The following is a 16,352-nucleotide window of genomic DNA, read 5'->3' as shown; positions in this document are numbered from 1 at the left end:
CAGGGCCGCCGGGGAGGGCGCGGCCGGGAGCAGGGCTGCCAGGGGAGGGTGCGCCCTGCGTGGGCACTCTCATCTGCCGGTCGCGGATCCCGGACCGCTCACGTGTCGCCGGGTTCTTCCGTGCGTACGGTCAGCCGGTCGTCGGTCAGGCGGATCGTCAGCAGGGAGCCGGGGGAGACGTCCTTGGCCAGGCGTACCACCTCGCCCGACGGGTGCTGGACGATGGCGTAACCGCGCTCCAGCGTGGCCGCGGGGGACAGCGCGATCAGACGGGCACGCAGGTGGGTGAGGTCGTCGCCGGCCCGGTCGAGCGAGCCCGACAGCGAGCGCCTGGCCCGCTCGCGCAGCGAGTCGACCTGCTCGGCCCGGCGCTCCAGCTCGCGGACCGGGTCGGCCAGCGAGGGCCGCGAGCGCACCGACGTGAGCCAGGACATCTCCCGGTCGAGCCAGCCGCTCATCACCCTGCGGCCCCGGTCGCGGAGCTGGCGCACCAGCGTGAGCTGCTCGCCGACGTCGGGCACGACCTTCTTGGCCGCGTCTGTGGGGGTGGAGGCGCGAACGTCGGCCACCAGGTCGAGCAGCGGGCTGTCCTGCTCGTGGCCGATGGCGCTCACCACGGGGGTGCGGCAGGCGGCCACCGAGCGTACGAGCGTCTCGTCGGAGAACGGCAGGAGGTCCTCAAGCGAGCCGCCGCCGCGGGCGATGACGATCACGTCGACCGAGGAGTCGGCGTCGAGCTTGCGCAGCGCCTCGGTCACCTCCCCCACCGCGTAGGGGCCCTGGACGGCCACCTCCTCGACCTTGAACCGCACGGCGGGCCAGCGCCTGCGGGAGTTTTCCAGCACGTCGCGCTCGGCCGCGGAGTCACGGCCGCAGATGAGCCCGATCGTGCTGGGCAGGAACGGCAGCCGCCGCTTCCTGTCGGCGTTGAACAGCCCCTCGGTGGCCAGCAGCTGCCTGAGCCGCTCCAGCCTGGCCAGCAGCTCGCCCACGCCGACGGGGCGGATCTCCAGCGCGGTGAAGGCGAACGAGCCTCTGTTGACCCAGAAGTCGGGCTTGACCTGCATCACGACCCTGGCGCCGTCGGCCGGCCGCGGTGTGGCGGCTTCGTAGACGCCGCGCGGGGTGGTGACCTTGGCCGACACGTTGGCGACCGGGTCGCGCAGCGTCATGAACACCGTGCCGCCGCGCGCGCTGAGGTCGGTGATCTGGCCCTCGACCCAGACCGTGCCGAGTCTGCCGATCCATCCGCCCACCATCTGAAGGACCGTGCGGATCGGCAGGGGAGACTCGGGTGAGGTCTTCTCGGTCATGGCGAAAGGCTACGGGGTCGGAGTGACTATTCTCCGGCCTGAAGCTTCGCCAGGCGGTTCTCGAACATCTTGATCACCTCGGGGCGGGCCTTCGTGGCCTTCTCGAAGGCGAGGAAGTCGCCGATCTGCTCGGCGGTCTTGCCACGCATCCTGGCGCGCAGGGACGCGACGGTCATCTCGGAGTAGCCGGGCAGCGGCTCGGCCAGGTCCGCGGGGGCGCTTGCGGCGGTCGGCTCGGCGGCGGCCGTGGGCTCGGGCACGGCGGCGGGCTTCTCGGCCGGCTTCTTGGCCGCGGCGGGCTTCCTGGTGGTCTTGCGGGTGGCCTTCGGCTTGACCTCGGGTGCCTCCTCCACGACGGCGGCCTTCGCCTCGGCCTCAGCAGGCTTCTCCGCGACGGCGGGCTTCTCCGCGACGGCGGGCTTCTCCGTGACGGCGGGCTTCTCGGCGACGGTGGGCTTCTCGGCCGCGGCAGGCTTCTCCGCGACGGCAGGCTCGGCGGCGGCCGTGGGGGCGGGAGCGGCCTCGGGCTCGGTGGCGGGCTCCTCCACGACGGTGGCCTTCGCCTCGGCGGGCTCCTCGACGACGGTGGCCGTGGGCTCGGCGGCGGCCTTGGGCTCGGCCGCGGGCTCCTCCGTGACCGCGGGCTTGGACGCGACAGGGGTCTCGGTGTCGGCGGTGGCCACGGACTCGGACTTGCCGGCCGGGGTGAAGATGACCGGGTCGGGCTTGGTCTTGGCGGCGCCGTTGGGCTCGGCCGCGCCGGGGCGCGGCGCGAAGATCACCGGCTCCTTGCGGGCGGGCTTGTCCTCCTCCGCGGCCGGAGCCGCGGCCACCTGGTCGGCGGCGGAGGGACGCGAGTCGTACGACTCCTCCTCGCGCTCCTCCTTGTTGCCGAGGTTCTTGATGGAGTTCTTCACCCGGTCGACGACCAGCAGCGCCTGGCCGGCCGCGCTGAGCGTGGTCTGGATGACGAGGAGCGGAAGGTCCTTGGCCTTCTCCTTCAACTCGTCCTTGTTGGTGACGGTCTTAGCGATGTTGCGTATCACGTCGCTGAGGGACATGACGTCTCCCTGGGAGGTCAGTATGGGACGGCTAGTCTGGCAAACCGCGGGCAACCACGCACGCGCGGGCCTGATGGCCGCTCCACGTAGCATAGAAAGTATGGAGCCCCAGACCCCTACTTCCCGCCGAGTACTCGTAGCCAAGCCCCGCGGCTACTGTGCCGGAGTCGATCGAGCCGTGGTAGCGGTCGAGAAGGCTTTGGAGCAGTATGGTGCGCCGATCTACGTACGCAAGCAGATCGTCCACAACACCCACGTCGTCAAGACGCTCGAGGCCAGGGGTGCCATCTTCGTGGACGAGACCGAAGAGGTCCCCGAGGGCGAGATCGTGGTGTTCTCCGCCCATGGCGTGTCCCCTGCCGTGCACGAGGAGGCCAGACAGCGCGGGCTGCGCACCATCGACGCGACCTGCCCGCTGGTCACCAAGGTGCACAACGAGGCGAGACGGTTCGCGAGCCAGGACTACGACATCCTCCTGATCGGGCACGAGGGCCACGAGGAGGTCGAGGGCACCTCCGGTGAGGCCCCTGACCACATCCAGCTCGTCGACGGGCTCGACGCGGTCGACAAGGTTCAGGTGAAGGACCCGAGCAAGCTGGTGTGGCTGTCGCAGACCACGCTGTCGGTCGACGAGACCACCGAGACGGTGTCCCGGCTCAAGGAGCGCTTCCCCACGCTGATCGACCCGCCGAGCGACGACATCTGCTACGCCACGCAGAACCGGCAGGTGGCGGTCAAGGAGATCGCCGCCGAGGCGCAGCTCGTCATCGTGGTCGGCTCGGAAAACTCGTCAAACTCCAAGCGCCTGGTCGAGGTGGCCAAGGACTACGGCGCGCAGGCGTCATACCTGGTCGACAACGCCGGCTTCATCCGCGACGAGTGGCTCGAAGGCGTCACCACGGTCGGCGTCACCAGCGGCGCCTCCGTCCCTGAGGAGCTGGTCGAGGAGGTGCTGGCGCGGCTGGCCCAGCACGGGTTCGGCGACGTGACCGAGGTCGAGTCGGTGCAGGAGAGCATGCGCTTCGCCCTGCCCCACGAGCTGCGCAAGGACCTGCGGGCGTCCTAGTCGTCCCCGCGCGGCGTCCCGTACACCTTGGGCTCGAAGTAGCCCTCCGGCTCGGGCACGAACGTCTGTCGCGGGCGCGGTGCCTCCGCGCCCGCCTTCAGCTCTTCGCGTAGGTCGCGTACGTTGTCGCGCAGCCCGCGCCGCCAGGCGACGCCCAGCACGACCGCCGAGCCCGCGAACAGCCAGGGCGCGCCGCTGGTCAGCGACGTGTAGAGGCCCAGCGCCAGCGACTGCACGATCGACACCGAGCCGAACGCCCGCCCGAGCTCGACGAAGAGCGTGGCGCAGAAGAACACCAGCGGCGGCGTCACCACCAGCGACAGCAGCTCGCGCCGGTTGACCATGAGCACGCCCAGCAGGCTCGACAGCACGAAGGCAGCGCCCACGATGTACTGGATGCCGAGCAGCGCCGCCAGCACGTAGCCCGCCAAGGTGGAGACCAGGGCGAGCGCGACGGCGCCGCGAGCGGTCAGCCTGACCGCGGAACGCCTCTTCTCACCCAATGCCCCACCCCCATTTATTGCGACCCGTTGGCCAACTTACCGTTCGAGTGGGAAAGCAGAGGCGAGGTTTCCAGCAGTTCCGGGGATGCCAGGGGTCTGGGCAGGTCTTCGAGCATGTCGGGCGAGTCGAGATCGCGGTCCACGACGCCCAGATCGTGCAACTTGCGTGCGGTGACCAGGACGCGGCTTTCGAGTGACCCGACCGATTTGTTGTATGCCTCCACGGCCCGCGTCAGCGCCCTCCCGAGCGAGTCGACGTTCCTGCCCAGGGAGGACAGCCGCTCGTACAGCTCCTTGCCCAGCTCGAACACCGCGCGCGCATTGTCGCTCAGCGCGGCCTGCTGCCAGGCGTAGTGCGCGGTGCGCAGCATCGTGATCAGCGTCGTCGGCGTGGCGATGTGGACCCGCCGCGTCATGGCGTACTCCAGCAGCCCGGGATCGCGCTCGAGCGCCGGGGCCAGGAACGCCTCGCCGGGGATGAACAGCACCACGAACTCCGGCGACGGGTTGAACCCCTGCCAGTAGGACTTGGCCGCCAGCCGGTCGATGTGCTCGCGCACGTGCCTGGCGTGGGCGTCGAGCCGGACCGAGGCGAGGGACTCGTCGGCGGCCTCCGCGGCCTCCAGATAGGCCGCCAGCGAGACTTTGGAGTCGACCACGATGTTCTTGCCCCCGGCGAGCCTGACGACCATGTCGGGGCGCATGGAGCCCTCTGTGACCTGCTCGTCGAAGTCGCAGTGGCGCTGCATGCCCGCGATCTCGGCGACCCTGCGCAACTGGAGCTCGCCCCACCTGCCGCGCGCCTCCGGCCGTTGCAGGGCCCTGACGAGGGCGGTGGTCTGGGAACGCAGCTGCTCGTTGCTCTGTTGTACGAACTCCATCTGCTTGGCCAGCTCGGCACGCGCCGCGCGCTGGCCCGACTCGGTGTCGCGCAGCTGCGACTCGACCCGCGCCAGCGCGTCCTTCAGCGGCTCCACCAGGTGCTCGACGGCCTGCCTTCGCTGCTCCAGGTCTCCCGCGGCCTCCGCGCGGGTGGCCGCCAGCCTGGTCTCGGCCAGCTCCAGGAACCGCACGTTGTTGACGTCGAGTGCGCGCGTGGACAGGGCCTGGAAGCGCTCGGCGAGCTGCTCCTCGACATAGACCAGCTTGTCGGCGGCCGACTTGGCCCGCGCGTCGGCCTCGGCCACCCGCACCGCCGCCCGCGTCCTCGCCACCAGGAACCCGATGACGAGACCGGCGGCCAGACCGACGATAAGCGAGACGATGTCCACTCGATCGATGATTGCAGGACTCCGGCGCACCGTTCCCGCCCGACACGCCCGTTACGCTGAGCACGTAAACTTGACACCCGTGAGTCTCTCCATCGGTATCGTCGGTCTGCCCAACGTCGGCAAGTCCACGCTCTTCAACGCGCTGACTAAGTCCGGCAACGCGCTCGCCGCGAACTACCCGTTCGCCACCATCGAGCCAAACGTGGGCATCGTGGGCGTGCCCGACGACCGCCTGCCCAAGCTGGCCGAGATCTTCGACTCGGCCCGGATCCTGCCCGCCAAGGTCGAGTTCGTCGACGTCGCGGGCCTGGTCAAGGGGGCGTCGGAGGGGCAGGGCAGGGGCAACCAGTTCCTCGCCAACATCCGCGACACCGACGCGGTCTGCCAGGTCGTACGCGTCTTCAGCGACCCGGACGTCACGCACGTGGACGGCGAGATCTCCCCCAAGCGCGACATCGAGACCATCAACACCGAGTTGATCATGGCCGACCTGCAGACGGTCGAGAAGGCCATCCCGCGCCTGCAGAAGGAGGCGCGCAACAACAAGGACAAGAAGGCCGCGCTCGAGGCCGCGGAGGCCGCTCTGAGCGTGCTGGAGACCGGCAAGACCATCTTCGAGAGCGGTCTCGACCGCGAGGAGCTGCGCGACCTCCACCTGCTGACGGCCAAGCCGTTCCTGTATGTGTTCAACCTCGACGCCGACGAGCTGACCGACGCCGCGCTCAGGGAGCAGCTGTCGACGCTGGTCGCGCCCGCCGAGGCGGTCTTCATGGACGCCAAGATCGAGTCGGAGCTGGTCGAGCTCGACGAGGAGGAGGCGCTGGAGCTGCTCCAGTCCGTCGGCCAGGAGGAGTCGGGGCTGCGGCAGCTGGCCAGGGTCGGCTTCGACACGCTCGGCCTGCAGACATACCTCACGGCCGGGCCCAAGGAGACCAGGGCCTGGACGATCCCCAAGGGCGCCACCGCGCCCGAGGCGGCCGGCGTGATCCACACCGACTTCCAGCGCGGCTTCATCAAGGCCGAGGTCGTCTCCTTCGACGACCTGGTCGAGGCCGGCTCCATCGCCAACGCGCGCGCGGCGGGCAAGGCGCGCATCGAGGGCAAGGACTACGTGATGCGCGACGGCGACGTGGTGGAGTTCCGCTTCAACGTCTGAGGTGCCTCGCTGACGGGGTTGCCGCGTGTCTCCGGGTTCAATCACGCAGCGTTGTCGTTCGCTACGCTAAGTTGCCACGGTGGACGGCGGTGAAGCCCCCTCAGACGTCTGGTCCCGGGATTTGATACGACGTCTCTGATGCCGGGAAAACTGATGCGTCAACCACTTTGGGCCCCCGCGCGTCGAATCGTCACGGCGTTCACGCTGACTCGGGAGGCCCTCAATGATCCGTCGCATCATCCGGAAACGACGCCCCGCGCCCACGCTCGCGGGCATCAGCCTTGAGGAGGAGCTCGCCCTGATCAGGGTCGAGCTCATGTACGGCCTGCGTGTCAACCGCGAGGCGTACCTCCGCAGGAAGGTCGACGAGCGCAACGAGATGGCGACGCGCATGCGTGAGCGTGATGCCGCCGAGATGCTGGCGGACCTGCGCGGCTCCCTGGAGCGGGCGGTGCAGCCGACGGTCGTGGACCTGCACAGCAGGCGCCCGCCGAGGCCCACTCAGGACCCGGAGCCCGCCTGACGGCCGGGGGTCGCCGCGCGATCCATACCAAATCCGCAGGTCGCGAGAGTCCATGCCTGTTGGACAGGAATCCGTGACTGTCGCGCTATGCGCTTTCAGGCGTCTGGCCTGGTCAAAAGCCGATTCCACTGGGAGCTGACAGGAATCGGCAATGGCGCCTGCCATCCGATCCGGTTTGCCGTCAGGTCGGTCATGCCGCAGCATGGGCGTGGCTTTCCTGGAAGAATGGCGGAGACCGGATAGGGTGACTACTTCACCGCGGATGATGGGGATCGGCAACGGACGACACCGCGCCAGCCGGGGGGATCGGCGCGAGCGGAGGCGTGATGGCTCGTAGGTCTACCGTCCAGCACGATCCTCGGATCGCTGGCGACCCCGAGCTTTCCGCGCGCCTCGACACAGCTGACTTCGACGCGCCGCCGCCCAGCAGGCCGCGGCGCGGCGGCTGGTCGGGCGGCGGCGGGCGGTGGCTGGTATGGGTCGGCCGCATCGTTCTCTGGGCGCTTATTGTGGTTATCGTAGTGAATGGGGTTCGTGCCCCATTTGAGCGATTTACCCAGCAAGAGACTGCGACGCCCAATGCCGTTACCCCAGCTCACCATGGATTTCCCGCGGACCGCGGCATGGCTTTCGCTGCCCAGTTCGCCGGGGTCTATCTCAATTTCAATCCGGAAGACGCGGCCAGCAGGTCGGGCAAGCTCGCCGCGTTCCTGGCCGACGGCATGGACCCGCAAATGGGATGGGACGGCTACGGCAAGCTCTCGGCCGTCGCCATCCAGCCGTACGACATCGAGGCGAGCGACGCCCACAACGCGGTGGTGAGCGTGGCCTTCCAGTCAGGCCGGCGCAGGCTGATGTTGTCCGTCCCGGTCTACTACTCGGGCGACGACGCCGGCGGCAGGTTCGCCGTCGTCGGCCGGCCCGCGGTCCTGCCCGCCCCTGCCCCGGCCGACGTGCCGCAACTGGCCGCGCCGGAGACCGACGAGGCGACCGCGAGCGAGCTCAAGGAGCAGCTGAAGGGCTTCTTCACCGACTACGCCCTCGGTGACACCGCCGGCCTGCAGCGCTATGTCGCCGCGGGCAAGACTCTGCCGAGCTTCGGCGGCACGTTCACGTTCAAGGAGCTGAAGAAGGTCGTGGTGCCTGTGGGGGGTGCCACACGAGAGATCCAGGCGGTCGTGGTGTGGGTCGTGCCCAACAGCGAGACGCCCCCCACCCCCGGGACCACCGACCCGGCGACGGTGGGCGGCACGCTGGAGATGGCCTACCGGCTGACCGTCGAGAAGCAGGGCGACAAGTGGTTCGTCGCCGACATCCGCGGCGCCGGTCGGGTCGTTGGATAGAGGCACGGCCGCGCTGCTGATCGATACCCCCCGGGAGGACAAGAAGTGACCTTGAAGACCGTAGTGCTCGCCTTGATCGAGATGTCGCCGACGCCGGCACCGACAGGCATTGACACCGGAGGACTCGCCAACTTCCTGCGCAGCTTCTTCGCCCCATTGTTCCTCGTTGTCGTCTCCGTGGTCGCGCTCTTCTTTCTCTTCACCCGCGAGATCACGCGATTCGTGCAGTTCCTCATACTTGCTGTGGCCATCGGAGTGATCTTCTACGTTCCCAACATCATCGAGGTGACGGCGAAGGCGATCGCCGGCGCACTGGGCATCAAGTAAGGGTTGAGACCGCTCCGCGGCGGTCATGTACGAGCGGGTGGAGAGGAGGAGCGGCGTGGACCTGCCCACATATACGAACATCTGGCGGATCGAGAAGCGGCTCTACAAGCTGTACGACCTACGGCTGCCGATGCCGCTCCCGATCGTCTGGATCGGCGTGTTCGTCGGGGTGTTCGTCCCGTGGTCACTCCTGCTGGTCCTGGTGGGCGTGCCGGTGGAGATGCCCTGGCACGTGCTGTTCCTCGTGCCGCCGGGGATCGTGACCTGGTTGTCCACCCGTCCCGTCATCGAGGGCAAGCGGCTCACCGAGCTCCTCGAGTCCCAGCTCCGCTACCTGGGCCAGCCGAAGGCGTGGTACCGTCTCGCGCCCACGTCGGAGCCCGAGACGATCACGTTCTCCGCCCGCGTCTGGCGCACCATGCCCGCTCGGGCCAAGTCGAAGGCGCCCCGCAAGGCCCGCCAACCGCAGCGGCGGCGCGAGGGCCAGCGGATCGCCGGTCCCCGCCAGGTCCGCCCTGCGGTCGCGGCCGCGGCTGCCGCCGCCTCCCAGGCTCCCGTGGCGGAGCCGACCCCCAGCCGCTGGGGCACCCGCCGCGGTACGGCGCCCGCTCTCAAGGCCCGGACACGCCAGGCGGCCCCGCCCCCTGCCCCGGGGTCCAAGTCGGGTGCGCTGCGGCGCGAGGAGGCCCTTCCAGGCGGCTCTGGCCGCCGCCAGGAGGCACCGCGGGCCGCGGCCCACGAGGGATTGGCGACTGAGCCCGTCGCCCTGGACCGCAGCGGCACGACGGGCCCCGGCGTCCGGGAGCGTGGTGGCGCGGGAGAGCCTGCGGCCGTCCGGGAGCATGGCGGCGCGGGGTCTCGGGAGCGTGGTGGCATGAGGGAGGGCGCCCCCATTGCCCGGGCCCATGTCGCTGCGCAGGAGCCCCCTGTCGAGGCGCGGAGCCAGGAGGCCGTACAGGGGGTCGGGGACGGATCGCCCGATGAGGCGCCGACCGCGCGTGCGGCGGCTGTGCCGCTCAACGCGGGGGACGACCGCAAGGCCGCCACCGGCAAGCCCATCGACACAGAGGCGTTGCGGCGGCTGAGGAAGCTCGCGGCGAGCGCCGACGCACCTCCCGAGCCGGCGGGACGCCCCGAGGGGGAGCGGCACGAAGACGAGCGGCCCGAGGACGAGGTCGCACGCGACCAGCACAGGAAGGGGCAGCCGCCCCGGCTGGGCCCGGCGCTGGTGCTGCCGGGCACGAAGCGCGTCTGGCCCCCGCTCAACCCCGACGCCAAGCCGCTGCCCCGACCCGCCGTCCCCAAGCACGCCCGAACGGAGGACGCCCCCGCTGCCGCTGACTCGCCCGCCACGCAGGACCCGACCCAGCCGCCGGGCGCCCCGGACGTGGCCGGTGTCCCGATCGGCGCCGGCAGCCCGCGGCAGGATGGCGAGGCCTCTGACGCGCGAGGCGGTGTGGAGGCGCCAGGATCCGGTGCGGCAGGCGGCGAATCGGAGCGGTCAGTGGCGCGGCGGCCGGGCGCTGTGCCGGAGGGCTTGGCGCATGACGCGTCGCAGAGCGGCGTCCCGCAGGGGATTGCCGCCGTGCCCGATGATGCCGACGCCCAAGGGCTCGCCGAGCTGGCGGAGGACTCGGACGCCCATGGAACCGCAGAGCTGGCGGGCGACTCGGACGCCGAGCCACTGGATGACGGCGACACACAGGGCACGACGGGTGGCCGTGGCGCGTCGAGGGCGGACACGGCGGACACGGGCGACAAGCGTGTCGCACCAGCACCCGGCACCGACGCCGACCGCGGTGTCGCAGCGGCGGGTTCCAGTGGTGAGCGGCGCGCCGCCGCGCCAGGCGGTGATCGGCGTACGTCCGCGCCGGGCGGTGATCGGCGCGCTTCCGCGCAGGGCGGTGGCCGGCGTGTGCCGGTGGCCGGTGCCGGTGGTGAGCCGATGGAGCCGGCGGCCAGTGCCGGTGGTGACCGTGGCGGGTCCGGTGGGGATCGGCGTGACGGGGCCGGTGGGCTGGTGGCGCCCGTGCCCAGGCCGGGAGAGGGCCGGGTGCGGCGGGTCGAGTCCGTGGTGGGACGCGACTCCGGCGGGTGGCGGCGGATCGCTCAGGTGGTCGTCGGCGGCGGCGGGGTGCGGACCGACGGGTCCGAGATCGACGAGGCCAGGGCCAGGGGCGTGTTCAGCGGCAGCCGCAGGGTCGTGGTCCTGGGCTGCACCGGCGGCGCGGGACAGAGCACGACGGCGCTCATGCTCGGCCACACCTTCGCCACATACCGCGACGACAGGGTCGTCGCCGTGGACGCCAGCACCGGCGGCAGCACCATGACCAGCAAGATCCAGCCGGAGACGCCGGAAACCCTCACCTCGCTGCTGTCCGGGCTCGACCGCGTCAGCGGGTATCTCACGATGCGCGGTTACACGACGAGGACCGCCTCGGGGCTCGAGGTGATCAGCGCGGACACCGACGCGGGTGCCGAGCAGCGGCTGGCGGACCGCTCTTTCTTCTCCGACCACCGGCTGGGCGAGTCGATGCGCCTGCTCGACCGCCACTACAAGCTCGCCGTCATCGACCCGGCGCCCGCGCTGGCCGCCAGGGTGCTGCCGTACGCGGACCAGCTCGTCCTCGTGGTCCCCGCGAGCGAGGAGGCGTCCGAGGCGGTGGCGATGACGTACGAGTGGCTCGACGGGCACGGCTGCGCGGACCTGCGCAGGCGCGCGGTCATGGTGGTCAACGGCGTGAGCAGGCGCTCGATGGCCGACGTCGAGCAGGCGGAGTCGATGGCCAGGGGCAGGTGCCGGGCCATCGTCAGGGTCCCCTGGGAGGACGGCCTTGCGCCCGACGGCGCCGAGGTCGTCGACCCCGGGCAGTTGCGCGCGGCCGGTAGGCGGGCATACCTCGCCCTCGCCGGCGTCGTGGTCGCAGGCTTCGCGGCAAAGGCACAGGCACAGACCGTCCGTCCGAGCGAAGAGGAGTTGGCGAGTGACCCCCCGGGCACGAGAATCGGTGAGCGATAAGTGAACAAGCGAGCAGGTCTGGCCCGTTCATGCGCCGAGGGGGCGGCATGAGCAGGGCGTCACGAGCGCACCAGCGCCTCGCGGTCCGCTATTTCGACGACCGCATCCTGCTCACAGACACCAGCGCATGGGCGTACTTCCGCCTCCCGACGGTCAGCTACGAGTTCGTCACCCCGGAGGAGCGCGAGGCGCTGGCCACCAACATCACGATCGCGCTGGCCGCGATCAGGATGCCCGACGCGGAGGTCCACCTGAGGGTCGCGCACCGCACGTACCCCGCCGCGGAGTGGGCCATGGCGCTCAATGCCACGTCCGACGAGGGACCCGGCTGGCGCGACTACCTGGAGGAGATGTACCGGCACGTCTGGGCGAAGGACTTCTGGTCCAAGGAGGTCTACCTCGGCGTGCGGCTCGGCCCGCGCGGCAAGCAGCTCGGCGCCGGCGTGCTCGCCCAGGTCTTCGGCTTCTACCAGAAGACCGAGAAGGCGCTCGGCATGGACGACGACCATGTGCCCGACAGCGAGATCGGGCGGTGGACCGAGTCCGCAGAACGCCTCGGCAGAGCGCTGGCATCCAGCGCCCTCTACGCCAGGCACGCCACCTCGGTCGAGGTGGCGTGGTTGTTCCAGCACGCGGCCGCGGGCGCGCTCGGCGACCCGCCGCCGAGCGCCAGCCCGAAGCGGCGCTGGGGCAGGGGCGAGATCGAGGCGCTGGTTGAGGGGGAGATCCACAACGGCAGGTCGCTGCTGCGCATCGTGCAGCCGCAGGGCGACTCGTACGTGGCCTACCTGTCGTTCGCCCGCTTCCCCGACCTCATGCCGTTCCCCGACGGCGAGCCGTGGATGCACTTCGCCGACCAGCTCCCGTTCCCCGTGGAGATCTCCTCGCGGATGCGGCTCATCTCGCCGGTCAAGGCGTCCAAGGACGTCGCGCGCAAGCTCGCGCACGCCCGCGACATGGACCACCACATCCGCGAGGCCGGCGCGGAGGCGCCGCTCGCGCTGGCCGAGCAGATCGACGCGGCCCGGCTGCTCGAGCACGGCATCACGAAGGAGCGGCTGCCCTTCGTGTACGGCTGGCACCGTCTGGTCGTGTCGGCCCCCACAGAGGACATCTGCGTGCAGCGCGTCGAGGCGGTCGTCGAGCACTACCGCGACATGGGCATCGACGTGGTCAACTCGACGGGCGACCAGTTCTCGCTGTTCTGTGAGTCGCTGCCGGGCGAGAAGGTACGCGTCAACGCCTACGCCCAGCGGCAGCCGCTGCGCACGATCGCGGGCGGCATGGCCACCGCCACGGTCGACCTCGGCGACCGGCTCGACGACGGTGGCAAGGAAGGCTGGCTCGGCCCGTACATCGGCGAGACCGTCGGCAGGGCCCGCAGCATCGTGCACTTCGACCCGCTGGTCGCGGCCACCCGCAACCGGCCGACCGCCATCGCGATCACCGGCGAGCCCGGCGGCGGCAAGACCACGCTCGCGCTGCTGATGATCTACCAGATGGCGCTCAGGGGCGTCACGGTCGCGGTGATCGACCCGAAGGGCGACGCGGAGTCGCTGGTGCGGCTGCTGGAGAAGCGCGGCCGCAAGGCCCGCGTCATCCCGCTGGGATCGGCGGCGCCGGGGCTGCTCGACCCGTTCTCGTTCGGCGACGACATCGCGGCGAAGAAGACCATGGCCACCGAGACGCTGCGGCTGCTGCTCCCGCGCATGTCGGAGGAGCGCGAGTCGGCGATGATCCAGGCGGTGGCCGCGGTGTCCAACGGCCCCGACCCCTCGCTCGGCAAGGTCGTCGACTTCCTGGAGCAGGCCGACGACCCCGCGTCGAAGAACCTGGGCGCCGTGCTGCGCTCGATGTCGGAGATGCACCTGGCCAGGCTCTGCTTCGACCCCTCCGGCGGCGACCAGATCGACAGCGAGGGGTGGACGACCGTGTTCACGCTGGGCGGGCTCACGCTGCCCGACGTGGCCACGACCAGGGACGACTACTCCTACGAGCAGCGGCTGTCGGTGGCGCTGCTCTACCTGGTCTCCCAGTTCGCGCGCAGGCTGATGAACGGCCTCGACCGGCGTGCCCCCAAGGCGATCTTCCTGGACGAGGCGTGGGCGATCACCTCCACGCCCGAGGGCGCCAAGCTGGTGCCCGAGGTCAGCCGGATGGGCCGCTCCCGCAACACCGCTCTCGTGCTGGTCTCCCAGAACGCCGGAGACCTGCTGAACGAGCAGGTGACCAACTGCCTGTCGTCCGTCTTCGCGTTCAGGTCCACCGAACGGGTGGAGGTGGACCACGTCATGTCCCTGCTCGGGGTTGAGTCGTCGGAGGAGCACAAGGCCGTGCTGCGCTCGCTCGGAAACGGCGAATGCGTATTCCGCGATCTGGATGGCAGGGCGGGGCGAATCGGAGTAGACCTGATCTCCGAGGAACTTCTCCGATGGCTCGACACGAACCCGACACACGACAAACCCGACGGCGACGGGCATGATGATCTTCAAGGGGGCGTGAGCAGAGCGCAGGAGGTACGGTCATGAAGATCCGGCTATCGCGACGACTCGCGCTGGCTCTCGCGCTCGTGACAGGCATCCTCGTGGTGCCGATCGTCGTGGGCGGCCTGTCGGTCCCCGCCGCCGCGGCTCCGTGTGACCTGTCGGGCCCGCTCAACCCCGAGGTGGTCGGGGGCGGTCTGGACGGCCTGATCCAGGCGCCCGCCCAGGCCGGGGCGCAGGCGCCGACCACCAACTACTCGCAGTTCGGGATGAGCGGCCAGTTCTGGCACACCCACGACCTGGGCTGCTCCGACTACGTCGCCGTGCTCGGCAACATGTGGGCCAACGGCATCTTCACCGCGGCCAAGGCCGTCGACCGGCTGACGATCACCACGTACCAGGCCGCCGCGACCGAGGGACCGCTCCAGTCGATCAAGGACGTCGTCGACGACATCGTCACGAACCTCTCCAAGGCCATGTACTGGCCCTTCCTCCAGCCGATCGTCATCCTCGGCGCCATCTGGCTGGCCTGGTACGGGCTGATCCGCAAGCGGGCCACCACGACCGCCGAGGGCGTGATCTGGATGGTGCTGGCCGTCACCGTGGCGGTCTGGTTCCTCAGCCGCCCCGGCGACTTCACCGGCCTGGGCAAGGTCGTCACGGACAAGACCGGCGAGGTCGTCAACTCGGCCTTCTCCGGTCTGCCCGGCGCGGGCGGCGCCTCCTGCCTGCCCCCTCCCGGCCAGGGCGCCCCGGAGGTCAAGCCCGGCGGGTACGCCCAGGCAGGCACGCCGGGCGTCGACCAGAACGCCGACGCGCTGTGGTCCACGCTGGTCTGCAAGCCGTGGCTGGTGGGCCTGTTCGGTACCGCCGACCCGCAGCAGCCCATCGTGCGCGACTGGGGCCGCAAGGTGCTGGAGATGCAGTCGATCCCGCGGACCGTGGCCGGCCAGCCGGCGCCTGACACGGGAGCCCGCCAGTCGGAGTACGCCTCGCTGGGGGAGAAGCTGAAGAACGACCCCGTCTACACGGTCTTCTCCGGCCGCGACTGGTCCAACAGGCTCGGCGTGGCCGTCGGCGCGTTCATCGCGGCCATCGTGGCCGGGGTGCTCATCTTCCTGGTGGCGGTCTCGCTGCTGGTGCTGAAGGTGGGCTTCCTGCTGCTGCTGATACTCGGGCCGGTGTTCCTGCTGATCGGCGTGCATCCGGGCAGCGGCCGGATCGTCGCCATGCGCTGGGTGGAGATGCTCATCGGCACGCTGCTCAGGCAGGCCGTGCTCACGCTGGTGCTCAGCGTCCTCGTGTACGGGTACGCGCTGATCATCTCCACGGCCATGCCGTGGGGCATGCAGGTGCTGTTCATGGCCCTGCTGACGATCGCGGTGTTCTTCTACCGCAGGCCGTTCCAGCACCTGTTCGCCTCCATCAGCGGTCACTCGGTCGCCACGCGCATGCTCGGCGAGGCCGCGAGCTCGTCCGTGCTCGAGCGCTCGGCAGGCGTGCTGCCGCCGGTCGCCTCGGCCAGGATCGGCCGCTGGGGGCTGCGCAAGGCCGAGCCGCTCATCAGGGCGGCCGGCGCGGGCAACCCGGCGGGAGCGGCGGCCACGGCCGCGGCCGGCGCGGGGCAGGCCCGGGTACGCGCCGAGGAGGGCGAGGGCGCCACCACGGGCGCCAGGATCCCCGCCACGGCCGCGCCGCTGGACACCGACCAGCAGGGCGGCAAGGCGGGCGCCAGGGCGCCGCTGGAGCCGCGCAGGGGCACGGCGCCGCCGCTCAACCTGGGCACGCCCACCCGCACGCGCGGTGCCGCGGCGAGTGGCCCTCGGGTGGCCGGCACGTCCGGTGCCGCCCCGTCCGGTGGTGGGTCCGGCGGCTCGGGGGGCGGCTGGTTCGGCGGCGGGTCCGGCGGCGGCTGGGCGTCCCGTGGCGGCTCGCCGTCGAGGGGCGGCTCGTCCGGCGGGTCGCGCGGCTCCCGGTTCGGCGGCACGGGCGGATCCCGGTCGGGTGGCACGCGCTCGCGCGGGTCCGGCGGCGGGCTGTTCGGCGGCTCCGGGTCGGGCGGCTCGGGCGGCGGCTCGAGGTCCGGTGGCGGGTCCCGGCCGAACGGCGGTTCGAGGGTGCCGGGCAGCTCGCCGGGCCCCCGGATCTTCGGCTCCGACGAGCCGTCGTCCCGCACTTCCGAGGCCCCGCCGCTCTGGCTGCGCAGCAGCAGCAACGGCAACGGCTCCGGAGGTGACAGCCCCTCCGTGCCGTTCTGGCTCAAACCGAGCAAGGACAAGGACTGAAC

General features: G+C 70.8%; 12 protein-coding genes. 8 read left to right on the top strand and 4 right to left on the bottom strand.

Features of this window, described 5'->3' with window-relative positions; genetic code table 11:
* Nucleotides 1-98: 98 nt before the first annotated feature.
* Together xseA and ACIBVN_RS20425 are read right to left on the bottom strand one after the other, a co-directional pair.
* A complete protein-coding gene (gene xseA, locus ACIBVN_RS20430) occupies nt 99-1,313 on the bottom strand; it encodes an exodeoxyribonuclease VII large subunit (protein WP_397138513.1) in 1,215 nt (404 codons plus the stop codon).
* Between the two features lie 26 nt (nt 1,314-1,339).
* Nucleotides 1,340-2,374: a hypothetical protein gene (locus ACIBVN_RS20425; protein ID WP_397138511.1), complete on the bottom strand. Its 1,035-nt coding sequence runs from the start codon at nt 2,372-2,374 to the stop codon at nt 1,340-1,342.
* Nucleotides 2,375-2,474: 100 nt separating this feature from the next.
* On the opposite strand from ACIBVN_RS20425, the gene ACIBVN_RS20420 reads away from it, so the two are divergent.
* Nucleotides 2,475-3,440, top strand: a complete 966-nt coding sequence (locus tag ACIBVN_RS20420) for a 4-hydroxy-3-methylbut-2-enyl diphosphate reductase (protein WP_397138509.1) — start codon at nt 2,475-2,477, stop codon at nt 3,438-3,440.
* Here the strand turns inward: ACIBVN_RS20420 and ACIBVN_RS20415 are convergent.
* Both ACIBVN_RS20415 and rmuC read right to left on the bottom strand, forming a co-directional pair.
* Nucleotides 3,437-3,943, bottom strand: coding sequence for a DUF6542 domain-containing protein (locus ACIBVN_RS20415; protein WP_397138507.1), 507 nt, complete (start codon nt 3,941-3,943; stop codon nt 3,437-3,439). The two genes, ACIBVN_RS20420 and ACIBVN_RS20415, sit on opposite strands and share 4 nt — an antisense overlap.
* Nucleotides 3,944-3,957: 14 nt before the next feature.
* Nucleotides 3,958-5,214 carry a DNA recombination protein RmuC gene (gene rmuC / locus ACIBVN_RS20410; protein WP_397138505.1) on the bottom strand — a complete coding sequence of 419 codons (1,257 nt, stop codon included), beginning with the start codon at nt 5,212-5,214 and terminating at the stop codon, nt 3,958-3,960.
* Between the two features lie 79 nt (nt 5,215-5,293).
* On the opposite strand from rmuC, the gene ychF reads away from it, so the two are divergent.
* The 7 genes from ychF to ACIBVN_RS20375 all read left to right on the top strand — a co-directional run bounded on the left by ychF (nt 5,294) and on the right by ACIBVN_RS20375 (nt 16,350).
* Nucleotides 5,294-6,370 carry a redox-regulated ATPase YchF gene (gene ychF, locus ACIBVN_RS20405; protein WP_397138503.1) on the top strand — a complete coding sequence of 359 codons (1,077 nt, stop codon included), beginning with the start codon at nt 5,294-5,296 and terminating at the stop codon, nt 6,368-6,370.
* A gap of 223 nt (nt 6,371-6,593) precedes the next feature.
* A complete protein-coding gene (locus ACIBVN_RS20400; RefSeq protein ID WP_349448468.1) occupies nt 6,594-6,893 on the top strand; it encodes a hypothetical protein in 300 nt (99 codons plus the stop codon).
* 623 nt (nt 6,894-7,516) lie between these two features.
* Entirely contained in the window at nt 7,517-8,236 is a 720-nt protein-coding gene (locus ACIBVN_RS20395) for a conjugal transfer protein (protein WP_397138500.1), read from the top strand.
* Nucleotides 8,237-8,317: 81 nt separating this feature from the next.
* A complete protein-coding gene (locus tag ACIBVN_RS20390; RefSeq protein ID WP_397138912.1) occupies nt 8,318-8,563 on the top strand; it encodes a hypothetical protein in 246 nt (81 codons plus the stop codon).
* 55 nt (nt 8,564-8,618) lie between these two features.
* Complete coding sequence (locus ACIBVN_RS20385; protein WP_397138498.1) at nt 8,619-11,582, top strand: TcpE family conjugal transfer membrane protein; 2,964 nt, start codon at nt 8,619-8,621, stop codon at nt 11,580-11,582.
* Between the two features lie 47 nt (nt 11,583-11,629).
* Nucleotides 11,630-14,110, top strand: a complete 2,481-nt coding sequence (locus tag ACIBVN_RS20380; protein WP_397138496.1) for an ATP-binding protein — start codon at nt 11,630-11,632, stop codon at nt 14,108-14,110.
* The gene (locus ACIBVN_RS20375) at nt 14,107-16,350 is read left to right on the top strand and encodes a type IV secretion system protein (protein WP_397138494.1); all 2,244 of its coding nucleotides are present in this window, start codon (nt 14,107-14,109) and stop codon (nt 16,348-16,350) included. The genes ACIBVN_RS20380 and ACIBVN_RS20375 overlap by 4 nt, the downstream gene beginning before the upstream one ends.
* The last annotated feature ends 2 nt before the right edge of the window (nt 16,351-16,352 follow it).

The sequence above is a fragment of the Nonomuraea sp. NPDC049400 genome (genome assembly GCF_044466425.1).
In the GTDB taxonomy this organism is placed as follows: Bacteria; Actinomycetota; Actinomycetes; order Streptosporangiales; family Streptosporangiaceae; genus Nonomuraea.
Note: the sequence above shows the minus strand (reverse complement) of the source record. Positions and strands in the feature narration are given on the sequence as shown.